This window comes from Bartonella tribocorum CIP 105476 (genome assembly GCF_000196435.1).
Classification (GTDB): domain Bacteria; phylum Pseudomonadota; class Alphaproteobacteria; order Rhizobiales; family Rhizobiaceae; genus Bartonella; species Bartonella tribocorum.
This window is the reverse complement of sequence record NC_010161.1, coordinates 54,362-79,724: the sequence shown is the minus strand read 5'-3', so window position 1 is coordinate 79,724 and position 25,363 is coordinate 54,362. Positions and strand designations below refer to the sequence as shown.

17 protein-coding genes are annotated in these 25,363 nt (G+C 37.3%); 10 read left to right on the top strand and 7 right to left on the bottom strand.

Going from position 1 to position 25,363, the window contains the following annotated elements:
- Window positions 1–16 precede the first annotated feature (16 nt).
- The 4 genes from BTR_RS00375 (at window position 17) to thpR (ending at window position 2,448) form a co-directional block, all read left to right on the top strand.
- Window positions 17–481 (top strand): HPr kinase/phosphatase C-terminal domain-containing protein, encoded by a 465-nt coding sequence (locus BTR_RS00375; protein ID WP_012230364.1) that lies wholly within the window; start codon window positions 17–19, stop codon window positions 479–481.
- Between the two features lie 135 nt (window positions 482–616).
- Entirely contained in the window at window positions 617–1,015 is a 399-nt protein-coding gene (locus BTR_RS00370) for a PTS sugar transporter subunit IIA (RefSeq protein WP_012230363.1), read from the top strand.
- A gap of 17 nt (window positions 1,016–1,032) precedes the next feature.
- Window positions 1,033–1,326 (top strand): HPr family phosphocarrier protein, encoded by a 294-nt coding sequence (locus BTR_RS00365; RefSeq protein ID WP_012230362.1) that lies wholly within the window; start codon window positions 1,033–1,035, stop codon window positions 1,324–1,326.
- A gap of 582 nt (window positions 1,327–1,908) precedes the next feature.
- Window positions 1,909–2,448, top strand: coding sequence for an RNA 2',3'-cyclic phosphodiesterase (gene thpR, locus BTR_RS00360; RefSeq protein ID WP_012230360.1), 540 nt, complete (start codon window positions 1,909–1,911; stop codon window positions 2,446–2,448).
- Window positions 2,449–2,542: 94 nt separating this feature from the next.
- On the opposite strand, the gene grpE is transcribed toward thpR, so the two are convergent.
- Together grpE and hrcA are read right to left on the bottom strand one after the other, a co-directional pair.
- Window positions 2,543–3,211, bottom strand: a complete 669-nt coding sequence (gene grpE, locus BTR_RS00355) for a nucleotide exchange factor GrpE (protein WP_012230354.1) — start codon at window positions 3,209–3,211, stop codon at window positions 2,543–2,545.
- 125 nt (window positions 3,212–3,336) lie between these two features.
- Window positions 3,337–4,407 carry a heat-inducible transcriptional repressor HrcA gene (gene hrcA, locus BTR_RS00350; RefSeq protein ID WP_012230353.1) on the bottom strand — a complete coding sequence of 357 codons (1,071 nt, stop codon included), beginning with the start codon at window positions 4,405–4,407 and terminating at the stop codon, window positions 3,337–3,339.
- 491 nt (window positions 4,408–4,898) lie between these two features.
- Between hrcA and rdgB the strand changes: the two genes are divergently transcribed.
- On the top strand, window positions 4,899–5,546 hold the full coding sequence (rdgB, locus tag BTR_RS00340; protein ID WP_012230352.1) for an RdgB/HAM1 family non-canonical purine NTP pyrophosphatase: 648 nt from the start codon (window positions 4,899–4,901) through the stop codon (window positions 5,544–5,546).
- A complete protein-coding gene (hemW, locus tag BTR_RS00335; RefSeq protein WP_012230351.1) occupies window positions 5,543–6,742 on the top strand; it encodes a radical SAM family heme chaperone HemW in 1,200 nt (399 codons plus the stop codon). Before rdgB ends, hemW begins: the two co-directional genes overlap by 4 nt.
- Window positions 6,743–7,602: 860 nt before the next feature.
- Here the strand turns inward: hemW and dapE are convergent.
- The 3 genes from dapE to BTR_RS00320 form a co-directional block, all read right to left on the bottom strand.
- The gene (gene dapE / locus BTR_RS00330) at window positions 7,603–8,775 is read right to left on the bottom strand and encodes a succinyl-diaminopimelate desuccinylase (protein ID WP_012230350.1); all 1,173 of its coding nucleotides are present in this window, start codon (window positions 8,773–8,775) and stop codon (window positions 7,603–7,605) included.
- A 229-nt stretch (window positions 8,776–9,004) separates the two neighbouring features.
- Window positions 9,005–9,745: a M48 family metallopeptidase gene (locus tag BTR_RS00325; protein ID WP_012230349.1), complete on the bottom strand. Its 741-nt coding sequence runs from the start codon at window positions 9,743–9,745 to the stop codon at window positions 9,005–9,007.
- A 32-nt stretch (window positions 9,746–9,777) separates the two neighbouring features.
- Entirely contained in the window at window positions 9,778–10,557 is a 780-nt protein-coding gene (locus tag BTR_RS00320) for an alpha/beta hydrolase (RefSeq protein ID WP_012230347.1), read from the bottom strand.
- 193 nt (window positions 10,558–10,750) lie between these two features.
- Between BTR_RS00320 and infC the strand changes: the two genes are divergently transcribed.
- The 3 genes from infC (at window position 10,751) to BTR_RS00310 (ending at window position 14,543) form a co-directional block, all read left to right on the top strand.
- Window positions 10,751–11,269: a translation initiation factor IF-3 gene (infC, locus tag BTR_RS00315; RefSeq protein WP_012230344.1), complete on the top strand. Its 519-nt coding sequence runs from the start codon at window positions 10,751–10,753 to the stop codon at window positions 11,267–11,269.
- Between the two features lie 600 nt (window positions 11,270–11,869).
- Window positions 11,870–12,016 carry a hypothetical protein gene (locus BTR_RS12860; RefSeq protein WP_158305288.1) on the top strand — a complete coding sequence of 49 codons (147 nt, stop codon included), beginning with the start codon at window positions 11,870–11,872 and terminating at the stop codon, window positions 12,014–12,016.
- A gap of 760 nt (window positions 12,017–12,776) precedes the next feature.
- Window positions 12,777–14,543, top strand: a complete 1,767-nt coding sequence (locus BTR_RS00310) for an ABC transporter ATP-binding protein (RefSeq protein WP_012230341.1) — start codon at window positions 12,777–12,779, stop codon at window positions 14,541–14,543.
- 2,266 nt (window positions 14,544–16,809) lie between these two features.
- Here the strand turns inward: BTR_RS00310 and BTR_RS00305 are convergent.
- Both BTR_RS00305 and BTR_RS00300 read right to left on the bottom strand, forming a co-directional pair.
- On the bottom strand, window positions 16,810–21,462 hold the full coding sequence (locus BTR_RS00305; protein ID WP_012230340.1) for a translocation/assembly module TamB domain-containing protein: 4,653 nt from the start codon (window positions 21,460–21,462) through the stop codon (window positions 16,810–16,812).
- Window positions 21,462–23,426, bottom strand: coding sequence for an autotransporter assembly complex protein TamA (locus tag BTR_RS00300; RefSeq protein ID WP_012230339.1), 1,965 nt, complete (start codon window positions 23,424–23,426; stop codon window positions 21,462–21,464). The genes BTR_RS00305 and BTR_RS00300 overlap by 1 nt, the downstream gene beginning before the upstream one ends.
- A gap of 404 nt (window positions 23,427–23,830) precedes the next feature.
- On the opposite strand from BTR_RS00300, the gene BTR_RS00295 reads away from it, so the two are divergent.
- Entirely contained in the window at window positions 23,831–25,363 is a 1,533-nt protein-coding gene (locus BTR_RS00295; RefSeq protein ID WP_012230338.1) for a YifB family Mg chelatase-like AAA ATPase, read from the top strand.

The following is a 25,363-nucleotide window of genomic DNA, read 5'->3' as shown; positions in this document are numbered from 1 at the left end:
ATCCAAAGTAAAAGGTATGAAAACAAAATGTGAACTACGCCACGCAAATTGCCTTCAATTGAGTGGAAAAGGACTGTTAATTATGGGGCCATCGGGATCAGGGAAATCAACCCTCACCCTCTCTCTACTCGACCGCGCTGAATGGTCAAAACGTGAAGCGAAACTTATCAGTGATGATTATACAGTGCTGCGTGCGGAAAATGGAAAACTTCACGGATACACGCCTGATAACTTACAGGGCGGTATTGAGATTCGTGGCGCTGGCCTTTATATGATAGAATTCCAAAAGAACACAGCTATCGATTGTGTTGTTTTTCTCGGTCCCCAGTATGAACGTTTTTCCACAAATAAAACTTTTCAATTTGAAGATTTGCACATTCCTCTTTTAAAACTTCCCTCTCTTCGTGAAGCCGATTGTACCGCCATTTGTCAAGCTATTGAAGCATTTTTGTTTAGAAAAATATGGCGTAAACCTGTCTAATTTTTTCCTAAAGATAAAAAAATCACACTTTTTGCCTTTTTTTTGCAAATTTTTCTTGGCAGCAAGACAAAGCCTTGTAAAATAGCTTTTCCACCAATATGGTCGGATCTTATTAGTTAACAGGAGTTTGCGTAAATGATTGGACTCGTGCTTGTAACGCACGGTGAGCTGGCTGTTGAATTTTTACATGCCGTGGAACATGTTGTTGGAACACAAGAAAAGTTTGCAACAATATGCGTTTATCCCGATGACGATATAGATCAGCGCCGAGGTGATATTATAGCCGCAGTAACCGATACAAATACAGATCATGGCGTCATCATATTAACAGATGTGTTCGGTGGAACACCATCAAATATAGCTATTCCTGCTATTGAAAAAGGACGCGTTGAAATGATTGCGGGGGTTAATTTGCCCATGCTTATTAAACTGATTTCTATTCGCAAATGTCCTGATATCTCATTATCAGACGCGTTAAGAATGGCGCAAGAAGCAGGGCGTAAATATATTAATGTACCAAGTATGATTTTATAGCGGATGATAAAATATTGATGCTTTCTAAAGATACCCTCCCATGTATAAGCCGCCATTTCAATATCTGTAATAAACGTGGGTTGCATGCAAGAGCTTCTGCAAAATTTGTCCAAACTGTTGACAATTTTAACGCCACTGTTGAAGTTGAAAAGGATGGAAAAATCGTTGGTGGATCATCAATTATGGGACTTATGATGCTAGCAGCTTCATCTGGATGCAACCTCACCATTCGCGTTTCAGGACCAGAAGCAACAGATGTTCTTAATGCTCTTGAACAACTTATTAATAACAATTTTGGAGAGGAAAATTAGTGCTTTCTCACCATAAACGAGGATGATAATCTTTAGGTCCTTAGAGAACAAGAACTTTCCATCATTATCTTGAATTTTTATTGCTTTTCCCGTTTTTATGCCGAGACTCATATCCACTGTAGATTGGCATAATTATTTATAAATTGGTGACCAATTTTAGCAGTTGTTGTGTATTATGGCCGTTACCCAATTATAATCATATGATTTACATCTTTACAAAAAAGAGAATGCTTACTTTCATTGAATATATTTGTTTTTAAGCGAAAGAAAAATATCAAGATAATTTCACAAATCAGAAATCAATCAATTTTCTTTATTTTCTGCTAACTTCGTATCTTTTCATAACACACAAACAATTTCCAATTGCCCATCATTGTGATGCATATCGTAAAAACGCAATTTTTATTGGTATCATAATCTTTTTCTTAAAACTAATAAGCTTTGTACACGCATAATTATGATAAGCATTTTTTGGACATTCTTTTTCTATACTATTGCCTTATCTTCTGTGGCATTTTTCACTTTTAATTTATCCGTCATTGCACTTGGGATAGCATCTTTTCATTATAAGGATATAATATTATGTCTCGTCTATTTAGTGCCCTTCAAATTCCTCAACAAACAACACAACAGCTTGTATCATTACAAACTGCCTTGCCAAATGCGCAGTGGATCAATCCGCAAAACTTCCACGTCACTTTGTCTTTTTTCGGTGAAGTTGAAAGTTCTACAGCAGATGTACTTATGCATGCCTTTGACACGATAAAACTCCCTCCTTTTATGCTACAAATGAAGGGTTTTGACATTTTTGGTTCAGAAAACGCTCCACATTCTCTTGTTATTCGCATTGAACCTTGTGAAACTCTCAATCTTTTACACGAAAAGATGCAACGTATTCGTAGTCATTTAAGGCTAGCGCCTGATGAAAGAGAATTTACTCCACATATTACTGTTGCACGATTGCTCGATATTAAATCCGAAGATCTTCCTCCTTATCTGTCCTATCGGGGTGATTTTTCATTTCCTCCTTTTGAGGTTGATCATTTTTTTTTATTTTTATCACCATCTCCCTCAAGTGATACACCATATATTGTAAAAGGGTGTTGGCCACTTCAAAGGTAAAAGGGTGTTTGTAACACCCTTTAAAGTTCTTTGATTGAAAAAGATCCCATACGTCGAAATTGCAGGGAATGCTGCATTTTACGTTGGAGGACTGTTATTGATGTGAAGCCTTATCAGTTTCAATAGAAGCTTCTTTTGTTCCTCCTTTGGCTACACCCACTATAGCTGGACGTAAAACTCTTTCCCCGATAATATAACCGGCCTGAACGACTTGTTGAACAGTGTTATCGGGAACATCGGCATTAGGAATTTCAAACATCGCTTGATGAAAGTGAGGATCAAATTTTTGCCCCTCTGGATGAATTTTCTGCACCCCATGACGTTCTAATGCTGCCATCATGGCGCGCTCAGTCATTTCAACACCTTCTGCCAATGACTTCAAACCAGCATCACTCTCCCGTGCACCTTCTGGAATCGCTTCCAAAGCACGATTGAGATTATCAGAAACAGATAACATATCCCGCGCAAAATTAGCAATGGAATAAGCCCTTGCATCCGCTACATCACGCGCCGTACGGCGTCGAAGATTTTCCATATCTGCAGCAAGACGTAAAAGCTGATTTTTCAGCTCTTTATTTTCATCCTGCAAAGACGCTAAAGGATCAACCTCTTTACTTTCTTCCTCAACATCTTCGCGTGCTTCTGTTTTATGTGTTTTTAAAAATTCATCAGCTGCTTGTTTAAGTGTATTACGATCAGCTGGATTTTTTAAATCGCAATTTTCAAATGAAGCGTCAGTAAATTTGTTTTTTTCATCAGACATAAAAATTTTATTCCTTCATAAGATTTATTATTCTCGATATCGAAATTTTACAGACAAAAATCAAGAGGTACTGATGTATATTAATACAATGAGCTTTTATAGTACAAATACTTACCTGCATCGTTTTAACGCAATAACTGTGATACAAGTTGAGCCGTATAATCAACCATGGGCACAATCCTTGCATAGTTAAGCCGTGTAGGACCAATAACGCCTAAAGCACCAATGACTCTTTGTTGTGAATCACGATAAGGTGCTACGACTAAAGAAGAACCAGAAAGTGAGAATAACTTATTTTCTGACCCAATAAAAATTCGAACCCCTGAACCTTCATCCGTTAAATCGAGAAGCTGTGCCATACTCTCACGCGTTTCAAGATCATCAAACAAATGGCGTAACCGTTCTAAATCTTCTTCTGCTTTCACATCTTCAAGCAAATTACTGCGTCCACGAACAATAAGGTGTATTTTATGATCAGCACCTTCTCCTCCTAGGAGAGCTAATCCCGTTTCAACAAGATGATGTGATAAATCATCAAGTGCAGCCCGCGTCTCTGCACACAGACAAGCAATTTCTTCTTTAGCTTCACTCAATGTACGTCCTTGAATATGAGCATTGAGAAAATTCGTTGCTTCTGTCAATTGTGCATGGGTAACCCCTTCTGGCAAATGAACAATACGATTTTCAACCTCACCTTGTTGAGTCACCAAAACGGCAAGAGCGTGCTCCCTATCAAGGCGCACAAATTCAATATGTTTCAATGTTCCTTCTTGTTTTGTTGCGAGAACAAGCCCTGCCCCACGCGAGAGATCTGAAAGAACTCGGCTTGCTTGAACAAGAAAATGTTCAACCGATTGTGCATGACCAGCCTCTTTGACTTGCATTTCAATATTTTCTCGCTCCTCGTTTGGCAAATCACCCGCTTCCATAAATGCATCAACAAAAAAGCGTAAACCCGATTGGGTTGGCATTCGCCCTGCCGAAACATGCGGTGCATAAATCAAACCGAGATGTTCAAGATCACTCATCACATTGCGAATCGTCGCAGGTGATAATGTCTGTTGCAAAAGTCGCGAAAGATTGCGTGACCCCACAGGTTCACCATCATTAAGATAGGCTTCAACAATATGGCGAAAAATATCACGTGAACGCTCATCAAGATATTTTAGTTCATTATCAATAGGTTTGTGCTTCATCACAATTATTTCAATACTTAAAAAAACACTCTTTTCTTATATAAGTTTTGCTAAGGTTTGGTCAAATAATCTAAAGCAGTAAAGCAGTATAGGGATATATTATCCTATTGAGCCATAAAATACCATCTTTTAGAGTGATGATATGAGGTAAATAAATTATGCATGAGGTGTTTTTATGAAAGAGTGTGATTGGATATTTAAGACAGGAACTGTGGCCTTCTTTAGGAGCTTACCAAGAGAAGCTTGATTGTTTACAAACCACTGCGAGTGGAAAATTGTCTTTTTTTGCCATAAAAAGCTCTTATAAAAAAATCGTCTCTCTTATCTTTTCAATCGTTATCTTTAAAAAATACAAAAAATTTTATTTGAATAAAATATCATAAAACGTGTAAAATAACTCTATCATGTAAAACCAAGCAGAATATGTGTTAAGCATTTAAGCTGGCTTTTAGCACTAAAATAGTTTCCCTTTCATTTTTGGAGCAATCTATATGAGAAGCATAGCAGATAAAAAACTTGTCATTGCTACACATAACACTGGTAAATTACATGAAATCACCACTTTGGTTGCACCTTTCGGTTTAATAATACAATCAGCAAAAGAGCTTGGTTTACCAGAACCAAAAGAAACGGGAACAACATTTGAAGAAAATGCTTATATTAAAGCTTTTGCAGCAGCAAAAAAGACAGGGCTTCCTGCTCTCTCTGATGATTCAGGATTAGAGGTGGATGCATTGGGTGGTGCGCCAGGTGTTTATACAGCTGATTGGGCGATTCAAGCCGATGGTACACGTAATTTTCCAAAAGCGATGCAAAAAATAGAAGATGAACTCCAGAAAATCGAAGCACGAGAAAAAAGCCAACGAAAATGCCGTTTTATATCCGTCATTTGCATTGCATGGCCTGATAACCACGCAGATTATTTCCGTGGCTGTGTTGAAGGAACTTTCGTTTGGCCTCCACGGGGCGATAAAGGCTTTGGCTTTGATCCTATTTTTTTACCAGATGGTTATGAAAATACCTTTGGAGAAATGTCAACGGAGCAAAAACACGGCTGGCAACACAATGACATTCTTCCTCTTTCACATCGCGCACGGGCTTTTAAACTTTTGGCAGAAAACCTTTTGGCATTCTCATGAATGAACCTTTTGGCATTTATATTCATTGGCCCTTTTGTACAGCGAAATGTCCCTATTGTGACTTTAACTCACATGTTCGCATTCATGGTGTTGATCAACCACGTTTTGTCAGCGCCTTTGAACGCGAAATAGAAACGCAATACCATAAAATAGGTCCGCGTCATATTACGAGTATTTTTATTGGTGGGGGAACTCCCTCTCTTATGGAACCGCAAACTGTTGATGCCCTCTTGCAAGCACTTGCAAGAAAGTGGATACTTGATGATAAAGTTGAAATTACATTGGAAGCGAATCCATCCAGTGTGGAAGCAGAACGTTTTCGCGGATACCGTGCTGCAGGTGTTAATCGCTTATCTTTAGGGATACAAGCGCTCAATGATAAAGCATTGCGCAAACTTGGCCGACTCCATAATGTGGAACAAGCTCTTTACGCCATTGATTTAGCTCGGCAAATTTTTCCACGCTTATCCTTTGATCTTATTTATGCTCGCCCCGAACAAACCCTTGAACAATGGAAATCTGAACTTATACAAGCCATTGATTTGGCAGCGGATCATCTTTCTCTTTATCAATTGACAATCGAAGAAGGAACCGCCTTTAAACGGCTTCATGATGCAGGAAGACTTATCCTCCCCCCCTCAGAGCAAACAGCAGATCTGTATCATCTTACCCAAGAAATAACAGCTCTGTATGGACTTCCTGCTTATGAAATCTCAAACCATGCTATGCCTGGTGCTGAATCAGCACACAACCTTCTTTATTGGCGTTATCACCAATATGCAGGCTTTGGTCCAGGAGCACACGGACGTTTTATTGAGAACATACCGAATTACTCTTCCGCCTTTTCAAAAACATCTTTATCACACTTTGAAAACCATGAACGTTATGTCACAATTAATGAAAGGCATCCCGAACAGTGGCTTGAATTGGTCGAAAAAACAGGACATGGCTGTATTGAAACAGAACGATTAACCACTGAACAACAGGCAAATGAAATGCTCCTTATGGGGTTACGCCTTTGCGAAGGCTTGGAACTTACACGCTATGAAACCTTAAGCTCCAAACGCATTCCAATGGAAAAACTTATCGATTTACAACAGCAAGAATTGGTAGAAATGGTGAATAACCAACGCTTAAAAGCAACAACCAAAGGACGTATTGTTCTTGATCACATTATCAGTCAACTTGCAAACTAAATATTTTATAACAACACATTGATTTTAATGATAATTATCATTTTTATAGCAAAAGCAAGACTAAAATATCGTAAGATTTTTTCATTTCAAAACTATTTATAATACATTAATGACAACCATTCATTTACCCCTTAAACGTAGGAAAATTTTTGAATAAAAACTATAAAAGGCGTAAAAAATGCTTTTTATGAACAGCTTAAAATACTAAAAGCTATCGCAATATTTTGAGCTAGAAAGTCTATGATGATCTAACGTTCTTTTTCATAAGCGTAAAGAGAGTTATGCCCTGTAGATTTTATATTACACTATATCATAAGCACCGTTGAATGTAACAAACATTGAGAGAGTTTCTTTAAAACAAGCACGTGAATACAATATAATGATATGTCGTTTTGTATAAGAGCATGGTAACTATATTAAAACCTATAGTGAAAATGAGCACATTTACGTAGTAGAAAATTTTTAGAAAAGCGGCATATTTTTATGTGTCTTTATGGCTTTAACCTGTCATCACATCAATTATGATATTAACGTGCGTTGTTTTCCATATATAGACTGCACGTTAATTTCTTCCCTACACCTTAAAGGACGCGTATTCTTAACCCAAATCTTGTCTGTAAACAGCTCTACTTCTTAAAACAGCTTTACTTGGTTTTCCACTTATGTGTTTTACTGAACTGAAGAATTTACGAACATAAAGTCCCAGTTTAAGAATGCTCCCCACGTGCTCTAAAACCACCTAATACAATTAAGTCTCACCTTATACCACCACACCTCAAATGATAATGTTTTGTGGCAACAAAAGAGTTTTATGGCAAAACAAGATAAAGATATTGTTAAACTGAATAATTGTTTCTTTTTTATACAAAAAAATCAATAATAAAACGCTCATAAATAGCAGTAAGTGTTTCTACTGCATCAAGGGCAACACATTCATCGACCATATGCATCGTTTGCCCTGGTAAGCCAAATTCAACCACGGGGCAATAATCCTTAATAAACCGCGCATCTGAAGTTCCACCAGACGTGGAACATTCTGGTAAACTCCCTGTTACACTTTTAATAGCATTGGATAAAACTTGAATCAGCTTATCATTTTTGGTCAAAAAAACATCCCCTAAACTTGGAATCCATTCAAGCTGATAAAAGGGATATTGACCACTATTATTTTTTTCTTGCACCAAAGAAAGACGCTTTTCAATTTCCTCCATCAATGTTTCTTTTGTCCAAAGATCATTGTAGCGTATATTAAAACGAACCGTTGTCTGCGCTGGAATAACATTGACCGCTAAATTACCGGTATCGATGGTTGTTAGCTCTAAATTACTGGGTTGAAAATTCTCTGTTCCTTGATCTAAAGCAATTTGTGTCAACGCTTGAATAAGCTTACTCGCCAAAGGCAAAGGATTGGCAGCCCGCTCTGGAAAAGCAACATGACCTTGGCGACCTTTCACGGTAATGATACCAGAAATCGATCCGCGTCGTCCAATTTTTATAATATCACCAACAGTCTTTACGCTTGTTGGTTCTCCCACAAGCGCCGCAGTCCATTTTTCACCTTTTTTTTCTGCCCATTTGAGAAGTTTTACCGTACCATTAATAGCAGTCCCCTCTTCATCACCAGTAATTAAAAGGCTTACCCTTCCTTTAATAGACCGTTTCTCAAGAACGCGTGCTAGAGCCGCAATAAAACAAGCAATTCCGCCTTTCATATCAACAGCACCCCGCCCATATAATTTTCCCTGATCTATAACAGCTTCAAAAGGCGGATAAGTCCAGTCTTCCAATGCACCTGGCGGTACAACATCCGTATGACCCGCAAACATAAGATGGGGTCCTTCATTTCCCATTTTGGCATAAAGATTTTCAACATTATCTGTATTTTTATCCGTAAAAATAGGACGCTCGACATGAAATCCCATTTTTTTCAAAAATTGTTCCAAAGCTGATAAAGCCCCTGCTTCATGAGGTGTAACAGAAGGACAACGGATAAGTGCCTGCAATAGCTGAAGCGGATCTGTAAGAACAAGCATAAAAAAACCTTCCCATTTGTTATAAATCACCGGAACTTAAGGTTATTACGCTGAATGACAAAAAAGATAAAGAAAAAACATTGAAGACACTCAGCAAACCAAGTAGGGGAGGACAATCGTGCTGAGAGCTTCAATGGCTTCCTCATCATGCATGAGCAAGTACACACACAATGAAACACTCAACAAAAAGTTCCATTAAATATAGCCTTTATTTGAAAGTTTTTTACACCTATAATCTATATGAATCAAAATTAATGGCATGTAGTCTCTGAGCATTTTCTTTCAACCAAGCACGATACGTTTTACTATCAGGGCAAAGTTTCTCACAAAGAGCCCAAAATCTTGGCCCATGATTCATTTCAATAAGATGAGCAACTTCATGGGCAACAACATACTCAACAACTTCTTTCGGTGCCATAATAAGGCGCCAAGAAAAAGAAAGACGCTTATCGATTGAACAAGATCCCCAACGACTTCTCGTATCTTTATAACAAATGGATTTGACTTTACGCTCTATCTGATGAGCATAATGTGCCACCAAAGGCGTTATAATAAGCGCTGCTTGTTTTTTTAAAACATCAGCAATGCGTCTTGGAAGATATTCTAATTGACCATAAACAATAATTTCAGGCCCTTGCTCCGCATCTGCTGTAACAATTTCTGTTACCCCACGTCCTTCTCTATGCTTTATGGTATGAGAAACACCCAATAAAGGAATTGTCGCCCCCTCTTTGAGATAAGTATTTTTATGAGGAACTTGTACACGAGCAAGACGCGCCTCAATCCAAGACCGATGTTTCTCAATAAAATTTTCAACCGTATAGAGATTTATCGCTTGTGGTGTTGTTACACAAATCTCCTGACTTCTGGCATCAATACGTAAGGTAAGATGGCGCGCATGCCTATTTTCCCGCATTCGCACAGGGATAGCACCATCAGAAAAAATAAAATGCTTTTCAGAAATGCTCATATATTTATCTTCATCATCAATAAATGGCCCCCTTATTTTGCATTAATCTGATTAATCAAAGATTTCAAGGCTGTTTCCAGACAATCAAAATCTTGTGGACGAGAAAAACGGTGATCTGCATCACGAACAAGCGTCAATGTTACATCATGAAGAGGTAAGTGATCAAGCAAAGTCAATGTATGCTGATAGGGTATTTCCACATCTTCCATCCCTTGTAGAATATGGATTGGGCACCCAACATCAATGCATCCTTCCATGACACAGTTGTTTCTGCCATCTTCAATAAACGCTTTTGTAAAAGGAACCGGCTCTGTATAACTAATTTCAGATCGTTCGATATGCGCCGTTTCTTCCAAAATTTTCCACTTCTTCACACCTAACCCTGATTCTATCAGTGTTTTTGTAAAATCAGGCGCTGGAGCAATCAATATCATGCCAGCAAGCTTTTTATTTTTCTGCGCTAGCAACTTAGCTAGCTTTAGCGCAATCCATCCCCCCATAGAGGAACCAACCAAAATTTGCGGTCCTTCACTATAGGTTTCAAAAACCGCTAAACTTTCGCTCACCCAACGTGAAATCGTTCCTTGAAAAAAATCGCCCCCAGATTCTCCATTCCCAGAGTAATCAAAACGTAAGCAGGACAAATCATTCTTCTGAGCGAAATTATCAACAAACACAGCCTTATCCCCTAACATATCGGATAGATAGCCAGGAAGCCAAACCAAACCTGGAAAATGGCGCCCCTTGCGATGGCGTACTGCAAGAGCAGTATCCTCAAACGAAAAAAACTGGCAAGAAATATTTTGATTCATGATTCTTCTCCTCCATAAAACAATTTCTTTAAATTAAGGGAAAAACTTTTACAATCTAAATCACTTAAAAAAGTAACAAATCAAATAATGAAAAAAGCACGAATTATAGTTGTTTTTATGTACATAATTGTATATTAAATAACCATAGTTGAATCAAAATTAAGGAGCATAAACCATTCGTAGACCGTTTAAAATGACACCTACCCAAAAAGACGGGCCACGTTCAAATCAGGATATTCGGGTACCTCATGTTCAGCTTATCAATGATGAGGGACAACATCAGGGGGTTGTTTCGATACAAGAAGCTCTCGCTATGGCTGCAGAGGCGGGGCTTGATTTGGTTGAAATTGTACCAAACGCGGAACCACCCGTATGTAAAATCATCGATTTGGGCAAGTTAAAGTATCAAACTCAAAAAAAAGCTGCTGAAACACGTAAAAAACAAAAAGTTATCGAAATCAAAGAGATTAAGGTGCGACCGAATGTTGATGTCCATGATTATGGAGTCAAGCTTAAGGCTATCCATCGCTTTATTGATCATGGTGATAAAGTAAAGATCACTTTGCGTTTTCGTGGTCGTGAGATGGCTCATCAAGATCTTGGATTAAAACTTCTTCAGCGTGTGAAAGAAGATACAAGTGAAATTGCTAAAATTGAATTGGAGCCAAAACTTGAAGGACGGCAAATGATGATGGTGATAGCACCTAAATAGTTTTTCATTGGAATAGTATCCGTATTCAATTCATCGAAATAAGCGAATGGGTATCATTTAGAAGCGCCACAATGAGTTGTGGTGCTTTTAGGGTTTTATAAAATAGCATGTTAAAGAGTTTAATAATGCTTTCTCAAATTATTAAGAAGGGTTTGTTATTTGCATATTAAATGAGAGAGCACGAATATTGTAAGATCTTCTCATTTCGAGTTCTCTTGTTTGTAGAATCCAGCAAAGAATCATTTGCTTGTACACCATAAGCTTTGCTTGGATATCACAAACAGAGATAATACATAAAATATTAAAAAAGTAGAAATGTCTGTTGTAAATCATTTCAAATGCCAAAAGTTATAACAGTATAAAAACTGGTAAAAGAATGATGGCGTTGGCTTGAACTTCCATAACCTTAAAAATAATAATGCCCGTTAGTGCTATCGTCCTCATCTGTTGCTTGCAATGACAACACACTGATTTATAAAGATATTCATTTTTTTACATATTGAATAAGAGACTCCAATATTGTAGGGTTCTTTCGTTTCAGCTCTCTCTCATTTTGAATTAATCAAAATTACTTGCTTGCACATCATAAGCAGAGAGGGTGTGCGAATAAAAACTGTACAAGAAAAGAGCAAAAATGCCTCTTATGAATCGTCTCGAATGACAAGGGCTAAGCAACACGCACGAGCTGGTAAAGCGTGTGATGGTGCCGGCTTGTTTCCTCTTAAGCGTAAAGATGGAGGTACTTAATAACAACGCTTTACCAAACAGCATTCGATAAGCCAGTGGATAATAAGTGCTTATTTTTCAAAATAAGATATCATCTTCTCATTACAGATTTCCCCTTATTATTCCCTCTATTGTCAGAATTCTCAGCAACTTTAGTCACTATCTCTTTTAAAGATGAATCGTTTTGTTTATTGACTATCAAAGCCTTTAAAATTTTTTTATTCCATTGATTTTAATCTAACCTTCTAGAAGGTAAAAGGATAAAGCAGATACGCAACGTGATAGGATGAAAATGATGTATTTTAAAATACTCCAAGCATGAAAAACTCCTTGCGCGATATTTTACATGGAGTGAAATAGAATAACATATTAATAATTTATATTTTTGCTTCTCGAATAAAAGAAGTGAATATTGTAGAGTTTTCTTATTTTAAATCTTTTCAATATGAAATCATACAAAAATATTCGTCTGTGCGTCACAAGTGGGGAGAAATTATATGAACGAAATCGTACGCTTCTTATGAATCTTTTATAGCAACTAGGGACAGTTGCAATATGGGAATACCAATAGAGTGATGGTATCTATATCTTATATATATAAATGAAATAGTGGTGCACAGATAATGTATGGAGAATTTTACGTTACACGAGGCACCGTCGCATGAAAGAGTATGACATGCATTGAAAGAAGAAAACTCTTTTTGTAAAAAAAATTAAGGGACTTTTTAATTAAGAGCGCTTCAATCTTGCATAAAACAACAAGAAAATATAGAAGCACTGCATGGCCCAAAAAAAACTTTCCTCTTTTGACAAACATCTTATTATCCGCCTTTTGCGAGAAAATTTTCATAAACATGCGCGTTGGTACAGTGCGGCTATTATCTCAATGATCATCATTTCCTGTACAACTGCAACCAGTGCGTGGATTATGCGTGATGTTGTTAATTATATTGTTGATGCGCAGAATTTTGCTATGATCGTTTTGATTTCTAGCTTTATTGCTTTTATCTTTATTCTTAAAGGGATTGCAACTTTTGCCCAAACTTACTTTTTAAGCAAAGCAGGCAACAGTATCATTGCTGAACAACAGCGCAAAATTTATGCGCGCCTTATGGAACAAGGTGTCTCTTTTTATCATAATAACACGTCATCTGATCTGCTTGTTCGCGTAACCCATAATGCGACAGCCGTGCGTAATATCGTTGATACTATCATCACAACTTTTGTACGCGATTTGCTTTCCGTTAGTGGTCTGTTGCTTGTCATGTTTATTCAAAACTTTGTGTTAATCTCCATTACTTTAATTGTAGGACCACTGGCTTTTTTAGGTGTTCGAATGGCTTTAAAACGCGTTCGTCGCCTTATGGAAAAAGAACTTCTTTCACTTGGTGAAATTATCAAAATCGTACAGGAAACAGCTGTTGGTATTCGAGTCATCAAGGCTTTTTCACTAGAAGAAGTCATGAAAAAAAGGATGGACAAAGCCATTTGTGATGTTGAAAAACAAACAAACAATATTGCAACACTTGAAGCTATTACCAATCCGATTATGGAAACACTCACAGGTGTCGCCATTGCGGGTATTATCTGCTTTTCCGGTTACCTTGCCACCCAACGTGCAGGTGTTCAAGGTGAATTTATGTCCTTTATTGTTGCTTTACTTTTAGCTTATGAACCCGCAAAAAGACTAGCAAATGTCCGTATCAAAATTGAATCCGGCTTGGTCAATATCCGTACGATGTTTGAAATACTCGATCGTCCCCTTACAGTTATAGAACATAAAGAAGCTAAAGATCTGAATAAAACGCAAGGAGCTATTCGTTTCGAGCATGTTTCTTTTGCCTATACTGATAATAAAATGGTATTAAAAGACATCAATCTAGAAATAGAAGCTGGAAAAATGACAGCATTGGTGGGGCCATCTGGTTCAGGAAAGTCAACCCTTATCAATCTTATTATGCGCCTCTATGACCCCACAAAAGGACGCATATTGATTAATGATCAAGACATCCGCTACACAACTTTTCGTTCTCTGAGAAACCTGATGGCTTATGTAGGGCAAGATACTTTTCTCTTTCAAGGAACCGTTAAATATAATATTGGACTTGGAAAAGAAGGCGCTCGTGATGACGAAATTATCGAAGCAGCAAAAGCAGCAAATGCTCATGACTTTATTATGAATTTGCCAAATGGTTATGATACACAGATAGGCGATAATGGCTGTAATCTTTCAGGGGGACAAAAACAACGACTCGCAATTGCTAGAGCAATGATTCACGATAGTGAAATTCTGATTCTTGATGAGGCAACAAGCGCGCTCGATTCACACACCGAAGCACAAATTAATGAAGCCATTCATCATCTTACCAAAGGGCGCACAACGATTGTTATTGCTCATCGCCTTTCAACGATTACTCGCGCCCATAAAATTGTGGTCATACAAAATGGACAACTGATTGAACAAGGGACTCAGAAAGAATTGCTCGCAAAAGAACATGGGTTTTATAAAAAACTTCATAACATTCAGTTCAAAAAACACACATCCTAATTTCTAAGTTTTTAAATAAGATTTAAAATAAAAAAATGGATAGAAGCTGACACCCCATTTTCAAAAGCAGAATCACCAAGGAAAAGTATTATTTCAATTAAGAATTGGCAAAGAATTTATGGTTTATTGAGAATAAACTTCTTGGATTTAGACAAAACATTCTCTTTTGTTTTGTTGAATGCAATTGATTTTTAACAATGAAACTTGAGAAAAAAACTTCTTCTCTTTTTAAAAAAGTAATGAAACATTCGTAAATTTTGCGAATCCTAAAGGAGAATAAAGTTTTTAAAAAATTCCACGAAAGAGGAAGAATCTAGATTGATGCCACCTTTATCCATACTTATCTCTCCGCTAATAATTTTTTCCTCTTAACACCTTGAAAGTAAAAAGATTTCTACTCAACCTAATTTATAAAAAATCCAGATTTTTATTGAATTCGTTCTACCCGATAACAACTTATGTGATTCACTTACAAAGCTCAACGAACAAAGCCACCCATTCACCACATGCTTTCAAAACACTTGATCAAAAAGGCTACACGCCTTACTATCACTAGACCTCAAATAACAGTCTTTTATGGTACAGCAGGATAAACTACCAATTACAAAAAGTGTGCTGTAAACTATAGATACACTCAATGTAAAAAAAGACTGAAAAAATAAGAAAAGATTTATTATAAAACTTTTTACTGTTGTAGATTGCTTGAGAGCAAGCTTTTCTGTTTTATCTTCGCCTCTAGAAGCTAAAATGATATTCCTCAAATACCTTAACTTCTTGAAGCGCTTGTACATGCACAACGTTATTTCTGATATAAAGCTATAATTTCAATATGCTCAAAAAACAGATGAAAAGCAAAACAAAATTTCTCTTCTTTCTAACCGTTTAAATAGAAAAATACGATATAAGTCTGATAAATATTTTTACAAAAAATATCTTTTGATATATATTAACATATTGATTTGTAATCATAATTTATTATTTTCATCTCAGATAAAAGATACAATGTCATTTGCCTATTTCTTCTTTACATTTACGATGAAACAATCAAAAGCACTTGTGGTACATCATAAAAAAACATTGGTGTATCTATAAAAACGCTTAAAATAAGCAATAAAAATACCTCTACGCTTTCAAGTGCAAAAGTTATCGGCAGACATGAGAAGCTGAAAATAGAATGATAATGCCAACTTATATCTTTATTAAATACTTATATTTTTATTGATAACGGTAATATGGATTTTATACCATCATAAGAGATACTTTATCTCATTTCACAAGCAGTATTGTGAAATAGACTCAAGCCTACACGGAAAAATGTTTCTTTAAAACAAGCACAAACATATGAATTTGCAACATAATGGTGTTCTATTTGAGGGGCTGTTCGTTATAAGAAAAGTGATATCATTCAAAAACATAATAAACAAAAATTTAAAACAATAGATCACTTTTTATTATTAAAAATATTGCTTTAAATACGTTTGCAAATGAAATCGATATCTTCTGAATTCTACACGTGCCTCACGCTTTTGTTTGTCTTGCTCTTTAATGGAGACACGTCCTTCACGTTAAATAGAAATGCCATTGCATTGCAAATTCATGGGCTTGTTTTAAAGATATGTCTCGCAACGTTCTCCCAAGTTCATTTCGCGAAAACCTGCATGAATTGTACAACGATCAATCTATTGAGCGCCCCTATCTTTACGCTTACGGAGTAACAAACCGGTACCATTCACACTATTTTGCCAACTCGTGGGTGTTGCTACAGCCCTTAGCTCTCGAGATGGTTCATAGGAGGTATTTTGCCATTGCTTAATTGTTTTTATCCACGCGGGGCTTCCCCACTTGTAACATGCAAGCGAATAGTTTTGAGTGATTCAACATGAAAGAGATTTGTAATGAATGAGAAAATCTTATGGCATTCAACGTTAAAAGTTCTAACTCAAGTTGCATAACAATAAACTATCTTTATAAAGTCAATATTTTGCATGAGTTATACTCTTTAGGCAACAGTATGAAATGGGCTTGAGAACAAGGTTTAAGTATTTCTCTAAAATTACGTATAGATTAGCAAAATAACATACTCTCTTTTGTGAAGATTTTGTCTCTTTAGAAGACGTCATAAAGAAAAAACCGAATATTTTAGATCGTTCTCTTCACATCGCAATAAAACATTTCTTCTTTAGGTGTATTCCTAGTCTAGGCTTCCTTCCTCAACCTTAAAAATGAGAGACAAAAAATAAAGAATTTGTTTTTTAAAATTTAAACTTTAGTAATCTCTTTCATAAAAGAGACCAATACTAGAATTTTGTTCATTTCCTACAGCACCTTTAGCTTTGAGATGACGCGAAATATCCAAATTAATTGTTCCTTTCGTCGTTCCATCAGACCCTGCTTCAAAACCTAAATAAATGTTATTGTGTATATAGCGTCCAATGCGTAAGCCTGTATTACCCTTTTCATTAACAATAACATCAAGATCATCAAGCCCAATTTTAGTGCGTAAAGTGTTCAACAAAGATGTATTAGAAGCCCCCGCAAGATCAGCTGCGGCTGCCGCAAGTTGAGCAATCTGAAATGGCGATAGTTCATTAAGAGAGCGATTAAAAATCAAACGTGCCAAAATCTCATCCTGAGGCAAATTCGGTTGTGAAGAAAAATTAATATCAAGATTATCAATCGTGCCACTTACGGTTACAGTAACGCGAATGTCACCACTGTTATTGTTGCTTACAAAATAAACTATAGGATTAAGAGTACCGCTAAAACTCGCCTGTCCTTGATCAAAATTAAGACGTTGTGAAAGAATATCAAAACGTCCACGAATCATTCTAAACTCACCCACTGGATGCACATCATTTAATGGACCCGCTAGATTAATGCGTCCTCCCAGTTCAGCATCTAACCCTTTTCCGCGTACAAAAAACTGATTACGTGCTGTAATACGCATATTTGATAGCACAACAGATGACGATTCTTCTGTGACACTAGGGCTTTTGTTCGTGCTCTTAACATCAGCACGTTCAAGTGTTGTTTGAATTGGTTTTGTTAAATTCTTATTTCTGATATCAAGAAACTTAGCATTTTTAAAATGATCAGGAACCACAATTTCAGCTTTTTCAACGATAATATCACCACCAATAACAAGATCACTCAAAAAATGACCTGTCATTTTCATCTCACCTGACAATGTTGCAAGAATCATAGAACCATCATTATAGTTGGCATTATCAAGATGAAAGATCAAATCTGTCTCTAGATCATGAGAGATACGACCTGAAGCAGAAATTCCCCCCCCCTCAAACGAAGAAGCTGAAGCTTTCTCTATAAGAATATGATCGCCATTTAATTTGCCTTCAAGCGTTATATTATTCAGTCCTACATTGGTTTTTGAATCAAAAAAACTACCATCGCCTATAGAAATATTTCCTGTCAATTGCGGCTTTGATAACGCACCATTAAGAACTGTATCAATTCTTGCTGTACCCGTTATATTTGCACCACGTTTAGCTAATAAGAGATTAACAAAATCAAGAGGCATTATCCCTTTAATGTTTAATTTTGCCTCTGAACCATTAAGAGAAACAGGCCCATGGATGGAAAGATCTAATCCTTTATCTCCTGTTGCTATCATATTTTCAATGCGAAATGTCGATTTTTTATAAGAACCACGAGCATTTATATTGATTGACATCGGTCCTTTAGGTGTCATAGCAGTTAAACTTTGACTAGAAAAATCAAAATGAGCAGATGGATCTTTCATTGTCCCCCCAATATCAACTTTGCCTATCAACGTCCCATCAAATGCTTGTCCTGCAATAAAACTATTTGCAAAACGTGCAGATAAATTTTGCAAATTGATATGGAAATCAAGCTTGTCTTTGTCTAAAGATACAAGCCCCTGAGCTTGTGCTTGTGCTCCTTCTCCTGTTAAACTTGCATTCAAAGTAAGATTTTGATCTAAGGTTTTCCCCGTAGCAGAAAGCGAAAAAGGCATAATTTTTTTATCTTGAAGAGCAACGGTTGTCAGTCCTTCACCTTTTATATCGTAGATTATATCGGGTTTTTTAAAATGCCCACGAATCATAACCTGTCCTGTTACACTCCCTGCGGCTCCAAGATCGGATTTCCACAGATTGGCTAAAGTAGCAGGAAGAGAATCTATGTTAAGTTGCAAATTCAGAGTATCTTGAATATTCCCTGCAAGGGTAATTTTACCGCCATTTATTGCAATTCCTAATTCATTAATTGCCATTCCATCTTTATCAAAAATAATTATCGATGGTTTCGGCAGCGTTGCATGAAGATTGTGTTGATTTAAATCCATGGTTGCAATTTGCACTTCTCGTTTTACGCCTTCTGGAAATTCCATAGCCATCATACGACCAGAAAGATGAGCCTTGAGAGTGTCATGCAACATTGCTTTAACAGTAAAAACCGTTTGTTCATTATCTCTATTAGCGTGCGCATTTAAATGATTGACCATTATAAAAGGTGTTTGAATATGTTCTGCATTGATAACACCTTCAAACTGAGTCACGCCAAAAGGATCAAATATATCAGCATCTATTGCTAATTTTTTTATTTTATTCTTAGCAAAATTCAAATGGTTAACATGCGCCTTCACATTGGCTATCTGTTTGCCATTTTGTTCATCAAAAATAAAATCTCCTTTTACTTTTCCACTCCCATCCTGCAAAAATAACGCTGAAAGTACTGAAATATCATCGGCATCAATATGCAACGCTCCTTTTAAAAAACCTCCAAGTTGTTGAGAAATATCACCCGTTATTTTTGCACTTCCCCCTTTAATATCAATATTTTCAAGTTTCCTTATTTTCTGAGAATTTTGAAAAGAAGCAGATAAATGCAGAGGTTTATGAGAAAAAATTCCTTCACCTTTTACCTCTCCTGTTAAAGAAGTAATCGGTGCTGTATTATCTACAAGTGCCTTTATATTAAATGTTGTGTTTTGAAGTTTCTTCCCAACGACTAACGCTTCAGCAATATGAGCACTTGTATTGAGTTTTATATGGCTATTGCGCCCTCTTGCTGTCCCTTGAATGGTAAGTACACCGCTTATCTTCGGATCTAATTTGGCCAAATCTAATATTTGAGCAGACAAATCCATTTTAGCATTTTCATCTGAAAAATAACCATCAGCCTTTATATTTGCATATTGATTTTTCAAATTCAAATGACGTAAAGTGAAGCCATTCATATTTCGAGCAGCGCCACCTGAAAGAGTGATATTTCCTTTGAATAAACGATCAAAAGGCTGCACGCCTATTTTCATATTTTCAGCTATCCCTGATAACTTTAGATCAAAAGTACCATTCAATAAACCGAGAGTCCCCTTGGCTTTAATATCTGCACTACCAGAGAGCGGTTGTTTATTGAATATTTCCAAAGGAGTTAATGTTTGAGCTTTTAAACCAAGATCGCCTTTAAAGATAAAATGCTCCATTGTCCCTTTTAACCAAGAAGAAAACCCCTGAGCCGTAACACTAAAATCATGAATCAAAATTGGTTTATGCGAAACAATATCCGTATCTAAATGCATATGAACCACTTGGCTTAAATCTTCTACCAATGTTCCTTTAATCTTTTTAACTCCTTGAAGCGTTCCATTAACCTGAACACCAACATGACGAGAAGCCGCATTATCAAGATTTTCGCTTACTCCCCCCATATCAAAAACAGCATCGCGAATATAAATATTTTTATTGCTCAAATGATGTACAACCAACCGCCCATTCCAAGATTGCTGTCCTTCGCGACCATAGTCAATGTTTAAAGAAATATTATTTGCAGGTTTTGGCGTTTTTGATAAAGGTAAATGAACAGAGTCCTTTTCCTTATCAAAAGCCATTTTGCCATCGACAAAAAGCCGCCGCAAAAATCCATCGGCTGTTATTTCAGCATTGGCTAAAACATTCATTTCTTTGCTCTGAAGTACCATCTGATCAAGATGTGTCACACCTTCTCTTGTTCTCTTTGCCTCTGCTTTTAACGTTATACCAGACGTAAAAATGTCACGATATTGAGAAGGCATTAAAGGACTCAGTACACCCTCTAGTCGCGTAGAAAAATTGTATCCTTCTGAAACACTTGCAAGAATAATATTACCATCTAAAACAGAATGATGATCGGCTTCTAAAGAAAGTTTGATAACCAAATCATCAAAAGTACCCTTACCTTTAATGACGAAATTTAATGCCGGGCGTTTTTCAATATTCAAAACATTTGCCAAAATACCGTTTTGTGGTTCATCAGCAGAGATATCAATTTGAGCTGTACGATCGCTTTCAGATATCTTGGTAAGAACAGAAAAAGAACCCGGCGCATCTAAACGATGTGCCGCTATATCAATATCAAAATTACCACTCGCCAAAGTGAAACTGCCTTCTAAAGACGTATCAGCAGGAAGACCAAAAAGATTCTGTTCAAACGTCACATGTTGCGCTGTAAGCCTATTGATAGAAAGAGCAAGTGGCAATTTGGGGAGAGAAAACTTCCCCGTCTCAAGGGAAGAAACAAGGGAGGAATTGCCTTGTGGTTTGCGTAAAAACGTAACCTGTTCTGCCGAAAGTTGATTAATATCTATCCGCCCTCTTAATAACGCTAGACGATTCCAATCCATTTTAGCATGAGTAATTTTAAGCCAAATCCCCTTTTTATCGCTGACAGTAATAACATCAACTGATGCTTGAGAGGACAGTGCCCCTTGCATATTGTGTAAACGAACTTGACGATTAGGCGCTGAAAGCTTTCGTTCGATTAAAGAAACAAACCACGAACGATCATCTACTGTCTCCTCGTTAGAGGGAATACGGTCTTCTCTCTGCGCAAAAACAAAACTACCGACCCCCAAAAACAAAAAAACAAAGAAGAAAGCTGATAAACGTACACTTTTTTTCATTAAAATGCTTGTCCTATACCCACATAAAAACCAATGCGAGGATCACCTTGCTCTCTTTTTAAAGGAAAGGCTAAATCAATGCGTAAAGGACCAAGACCCGTCATATAGCGACCTCCTATACCAGCTCCCCATTTAATTTTTTGAGAAAAATCAAATTTTGCCTTTTCTCCTACGAGACCTCCATCAAGAAAACTGACAAATCCTACTTTATCATTTAGAGAAACACGCAATTCTGCCGCACCCTCAATAAGCGCCCGTCCACCAATGACTGCATCATTTTCTATTTTGACACCAATATTACGATAAGCATAACCACGAACAGAGCCACCACCTCCAGCAAAAAAGAGCGTATCTGCAGGGACTTGTGCTTTATCACTCCCAAGAATTGTACCAAGCTTTGCCCGTGCAGCAAAAACAAAACGGCCTCCTTCATCTAGCGCCCAATAAGAACGACCTTCTGCCGTTATTTTTGTCACAAAATCGTTAAATCGCATTTCATAAAAAGGCTCAATCAGAACTTCACCATATAACCCTTTTGTTGCATTAAACTTATTATTACGGCTATCGTAAATCAAACCGGTAGGGAAACCAATTGTTGTAAAATTACGACTCCCAAAATAGATATCACGTGAGTAACCATTTGAAATTTCTATAGCAGTCTGTCCCGATAGATGACTATTGAAAATATGCCTAATACCTAATTTCCCTTTTATGGCTTTTGTTGTATAATTTTCTAAAACATCTTGCTGTATTTTTAATTCTGATCTGAGATCTGTATCAGGCGTGAGTACACCAGGTTTTATAAACGTACCACCGAAAAGATAATCAAAATTTTTGAAATTGTATGATTGCTTTTTGTTACTGCCAACACCACTTATTTTTGTTTCAAGTTTAAGGGTCTCTGCGTGACCAAAAAGATTGTTATGCATCCAATAAGCTTCAAAACCAGCACCATCTAATGTTGAATAACTGCCACCTATACCGAAACGACGCGGTTTACGTTCTTGTACAACAAGCATAAGTGGTAAACTGCCATCTGGGTTAATGGTATCAGCCTCACGTATATTGATAGCACGAAAAACTCCAAGGCGTGCAAGACGTTCATTTGCCTTAGCTAACGCATCGGAATCGTATTTCTGACCTAGCTTCAATCCGGTCATCCATGCGATATAATCTGAATCTACACGGGGGTTGTTACTTATATTCCGTACACTTAAAGGACCATAATAAGCCTTTTGTCCAGGATCAACAACAATCCGTCCTTCAATACGCAATGCAGCATGGTCAGCTACGATATCACTTTTCATAATCTTAGCTTTAGCATAACCTTGTTGACGCCATCCTTCTACCGCCCATTTTTCTGCTTTCAAAATGGTTTCAGATTTGGCAATAGCTCCAACTTTATAGCCCAGTTCTTCAATTGTGGGCATTTTATGCACTTTACATTTTTCATAAGGCGCTACTTTATCAATATTTGCAAGACTAAAAACATATTGTGGACCAGCATTAATCGTAATAACGATATTGGATTGTGCTGGAAGTTGCGTTACCGGACTTAAATCAGCGGCTTCTAAACCATTAATTTTAATACTAATAACACCACCGTAACGCCCATCAGCATAAAGAGCAGAAAGAATCGCCCGATAATCTGAACGCGCTTTAGCTAACAAACCAGACGAACTCGCAGATGCTTTCTCTTTATCGGCAAAAAGAGAAGAAACAGATTTAACTATTTTTATACCTTCTAAGGGCGCCCCTGGTGGTGTAACAATGTCAACTTTATAAAATTTCTCTGTATTTTTGACATGCTGTGAAGAAGAATTTGTTTTCTTTTGACCAAAAAGAGAGATGCCCAAAAAATCAAATGCAGCAAGTGGCTGTGGAAAAGAAAAAGCAAAACACAAGCTCATAAATACACAGCGCACAGTTCCTGATTTTAACAAAATTCTTATCTGGTATACCATAAATCAGATACCTTTAATACACTCTGCATTTACTACACTTTAAATAATATAAAATAAGAACGGTAAGTATAACCACTTTGCATACTTTATACGTTTTATCACATCAAATAACACTCTGCGATACATAACGTCCCCCCTCCCCTCATATCTTCACAAAATTTTACCCTGTTGTATCATACAAACAGCCTTATTCCTTTTTCTTAACATATTCATTTAGCTTATTATAAATGTTTTATTGCGCTCCATATTATCATGGTTAAATTTGTACAAATAACTTGCCATGAGAACGCTACAAAAACCTGCGTACGTATATAGATCTTTTCATAAAAAAAACCATAGAGATGCTTCTTGATTTTTATGCGTAGATATGATTGTCTCTCCCAAGTCTAAAGGGGGAGAGATAAATGATTGCACGGATTACAACTGTTGCTTTTCGCGGTCTAGAAGCAGTCCCTGTCGATGTACAGGTTATGATTTCGCCCGGTAAAATAGGAATGGCTATTGTTGGATTAGCCGATAAGGCAGTTGCAGAAAGCCGTGAACGTGTACAAGCAGCCCTCCATGCTTGTGGGCTTTCTATGCCGACCAAACGAATTACAATTAATCTTGCACCAGCTGATTTGCCTAAAGAGGGATCGCATTATGATTTGCCAATCGCCGTAGGCTTAATGCTTGCTATGGGAATTCTCCCTCCCGAAGTAGCGCAAGACTATGTTATTTTAGGCGAATTGTCACTGGATGGTTCACTGACCGCTGTCAATGGCGTTTTACCAGCTGCTATGACAGCAGTGTCTCTCGATAAAGGACTAATTTGTCCTTTTCAATGTGGACCTGAAGCAGCATGGGCAAATGCGGAAATAAATATTCTTGCCCCAGAGACCCTTCTTACTATCGTCAATCATTTTAAAGGAACTCAAATTCAAAAACGTCCACAACCGCGCCAATATACTATCGAAACTGAACTTCCAGATCTTTGCGAAATCAAAGGACAGAAAACAGCTAAACGTGCCTTAGAAGTTTGTGCTGCTGGACGCCATAACCTTTTATTTGTCGGTCCTCCTGGGGCTGGAAAATCTATGTTGGCGCAACGCTTACCTTCTATTTTACCCCCTCTTGATAGTCGTGAACTTTTAGATGTTTCTCTGATTGCTTCTATTACAGGAGAAACAGTTCATAATACCATTTCACTTCATTGTCCCTTTCGTGCTCCACATCATTCTGCTTCTATGGCAGCAATGATTGGTGGGGGGCTTAAAGGACGACCGGGAGAAGTTTCACTTGCCCATAATGGTGTGTTATTTCTTGATGAATTGCCTGAATTTTCTCCGCAGGTTCTTGATTCTCTTCGTCAACCTTTAGAAAGTGGAGAATCGGTTATAGCGCGCGCTAATCACCATATCAGCTATCCTGCTCGCTTCCAACTCATTGCCGCAATGAATCCTTGCCGATGCGGTATGGCAGGTGAAAAAGGCCACGTTTGTGCTAAAGGAATACGCTGTCAAATCGATTATCAATCCCGTATTTCTGGTCCGTTGCTCGATCGAATTGATTTACGGATTGATGTTCCTGCTTTAACAGCAATGGACCTTATGCAACCAGAGCAATCAGAAAAAAGCTGTGATGTTGCCAAACGCGTCGCACGATGCCGTACCATTCAAGCCAAGCGTTTTGCAACACTAGGGTTTGACCATATCCGAACCAATGGCGATTGCCCTGCTAAAATCATAGAACAAATTGCCATTCCTGATAAAAATGCCGCCACACTCTTACGAGATGTGAGTGAAAAAATGCACCTTTCTGCACGTGCTTATCACCGCATTCTCAAAGTTGCGCGTACGATTGCTGATCTTGATGAAGCCGATAATCTTTCACGCCATCACCTCGCAGAAGCTATCTCTTATCGACTCGGTACGGAAAGATTAACAGCTCTTAACTAA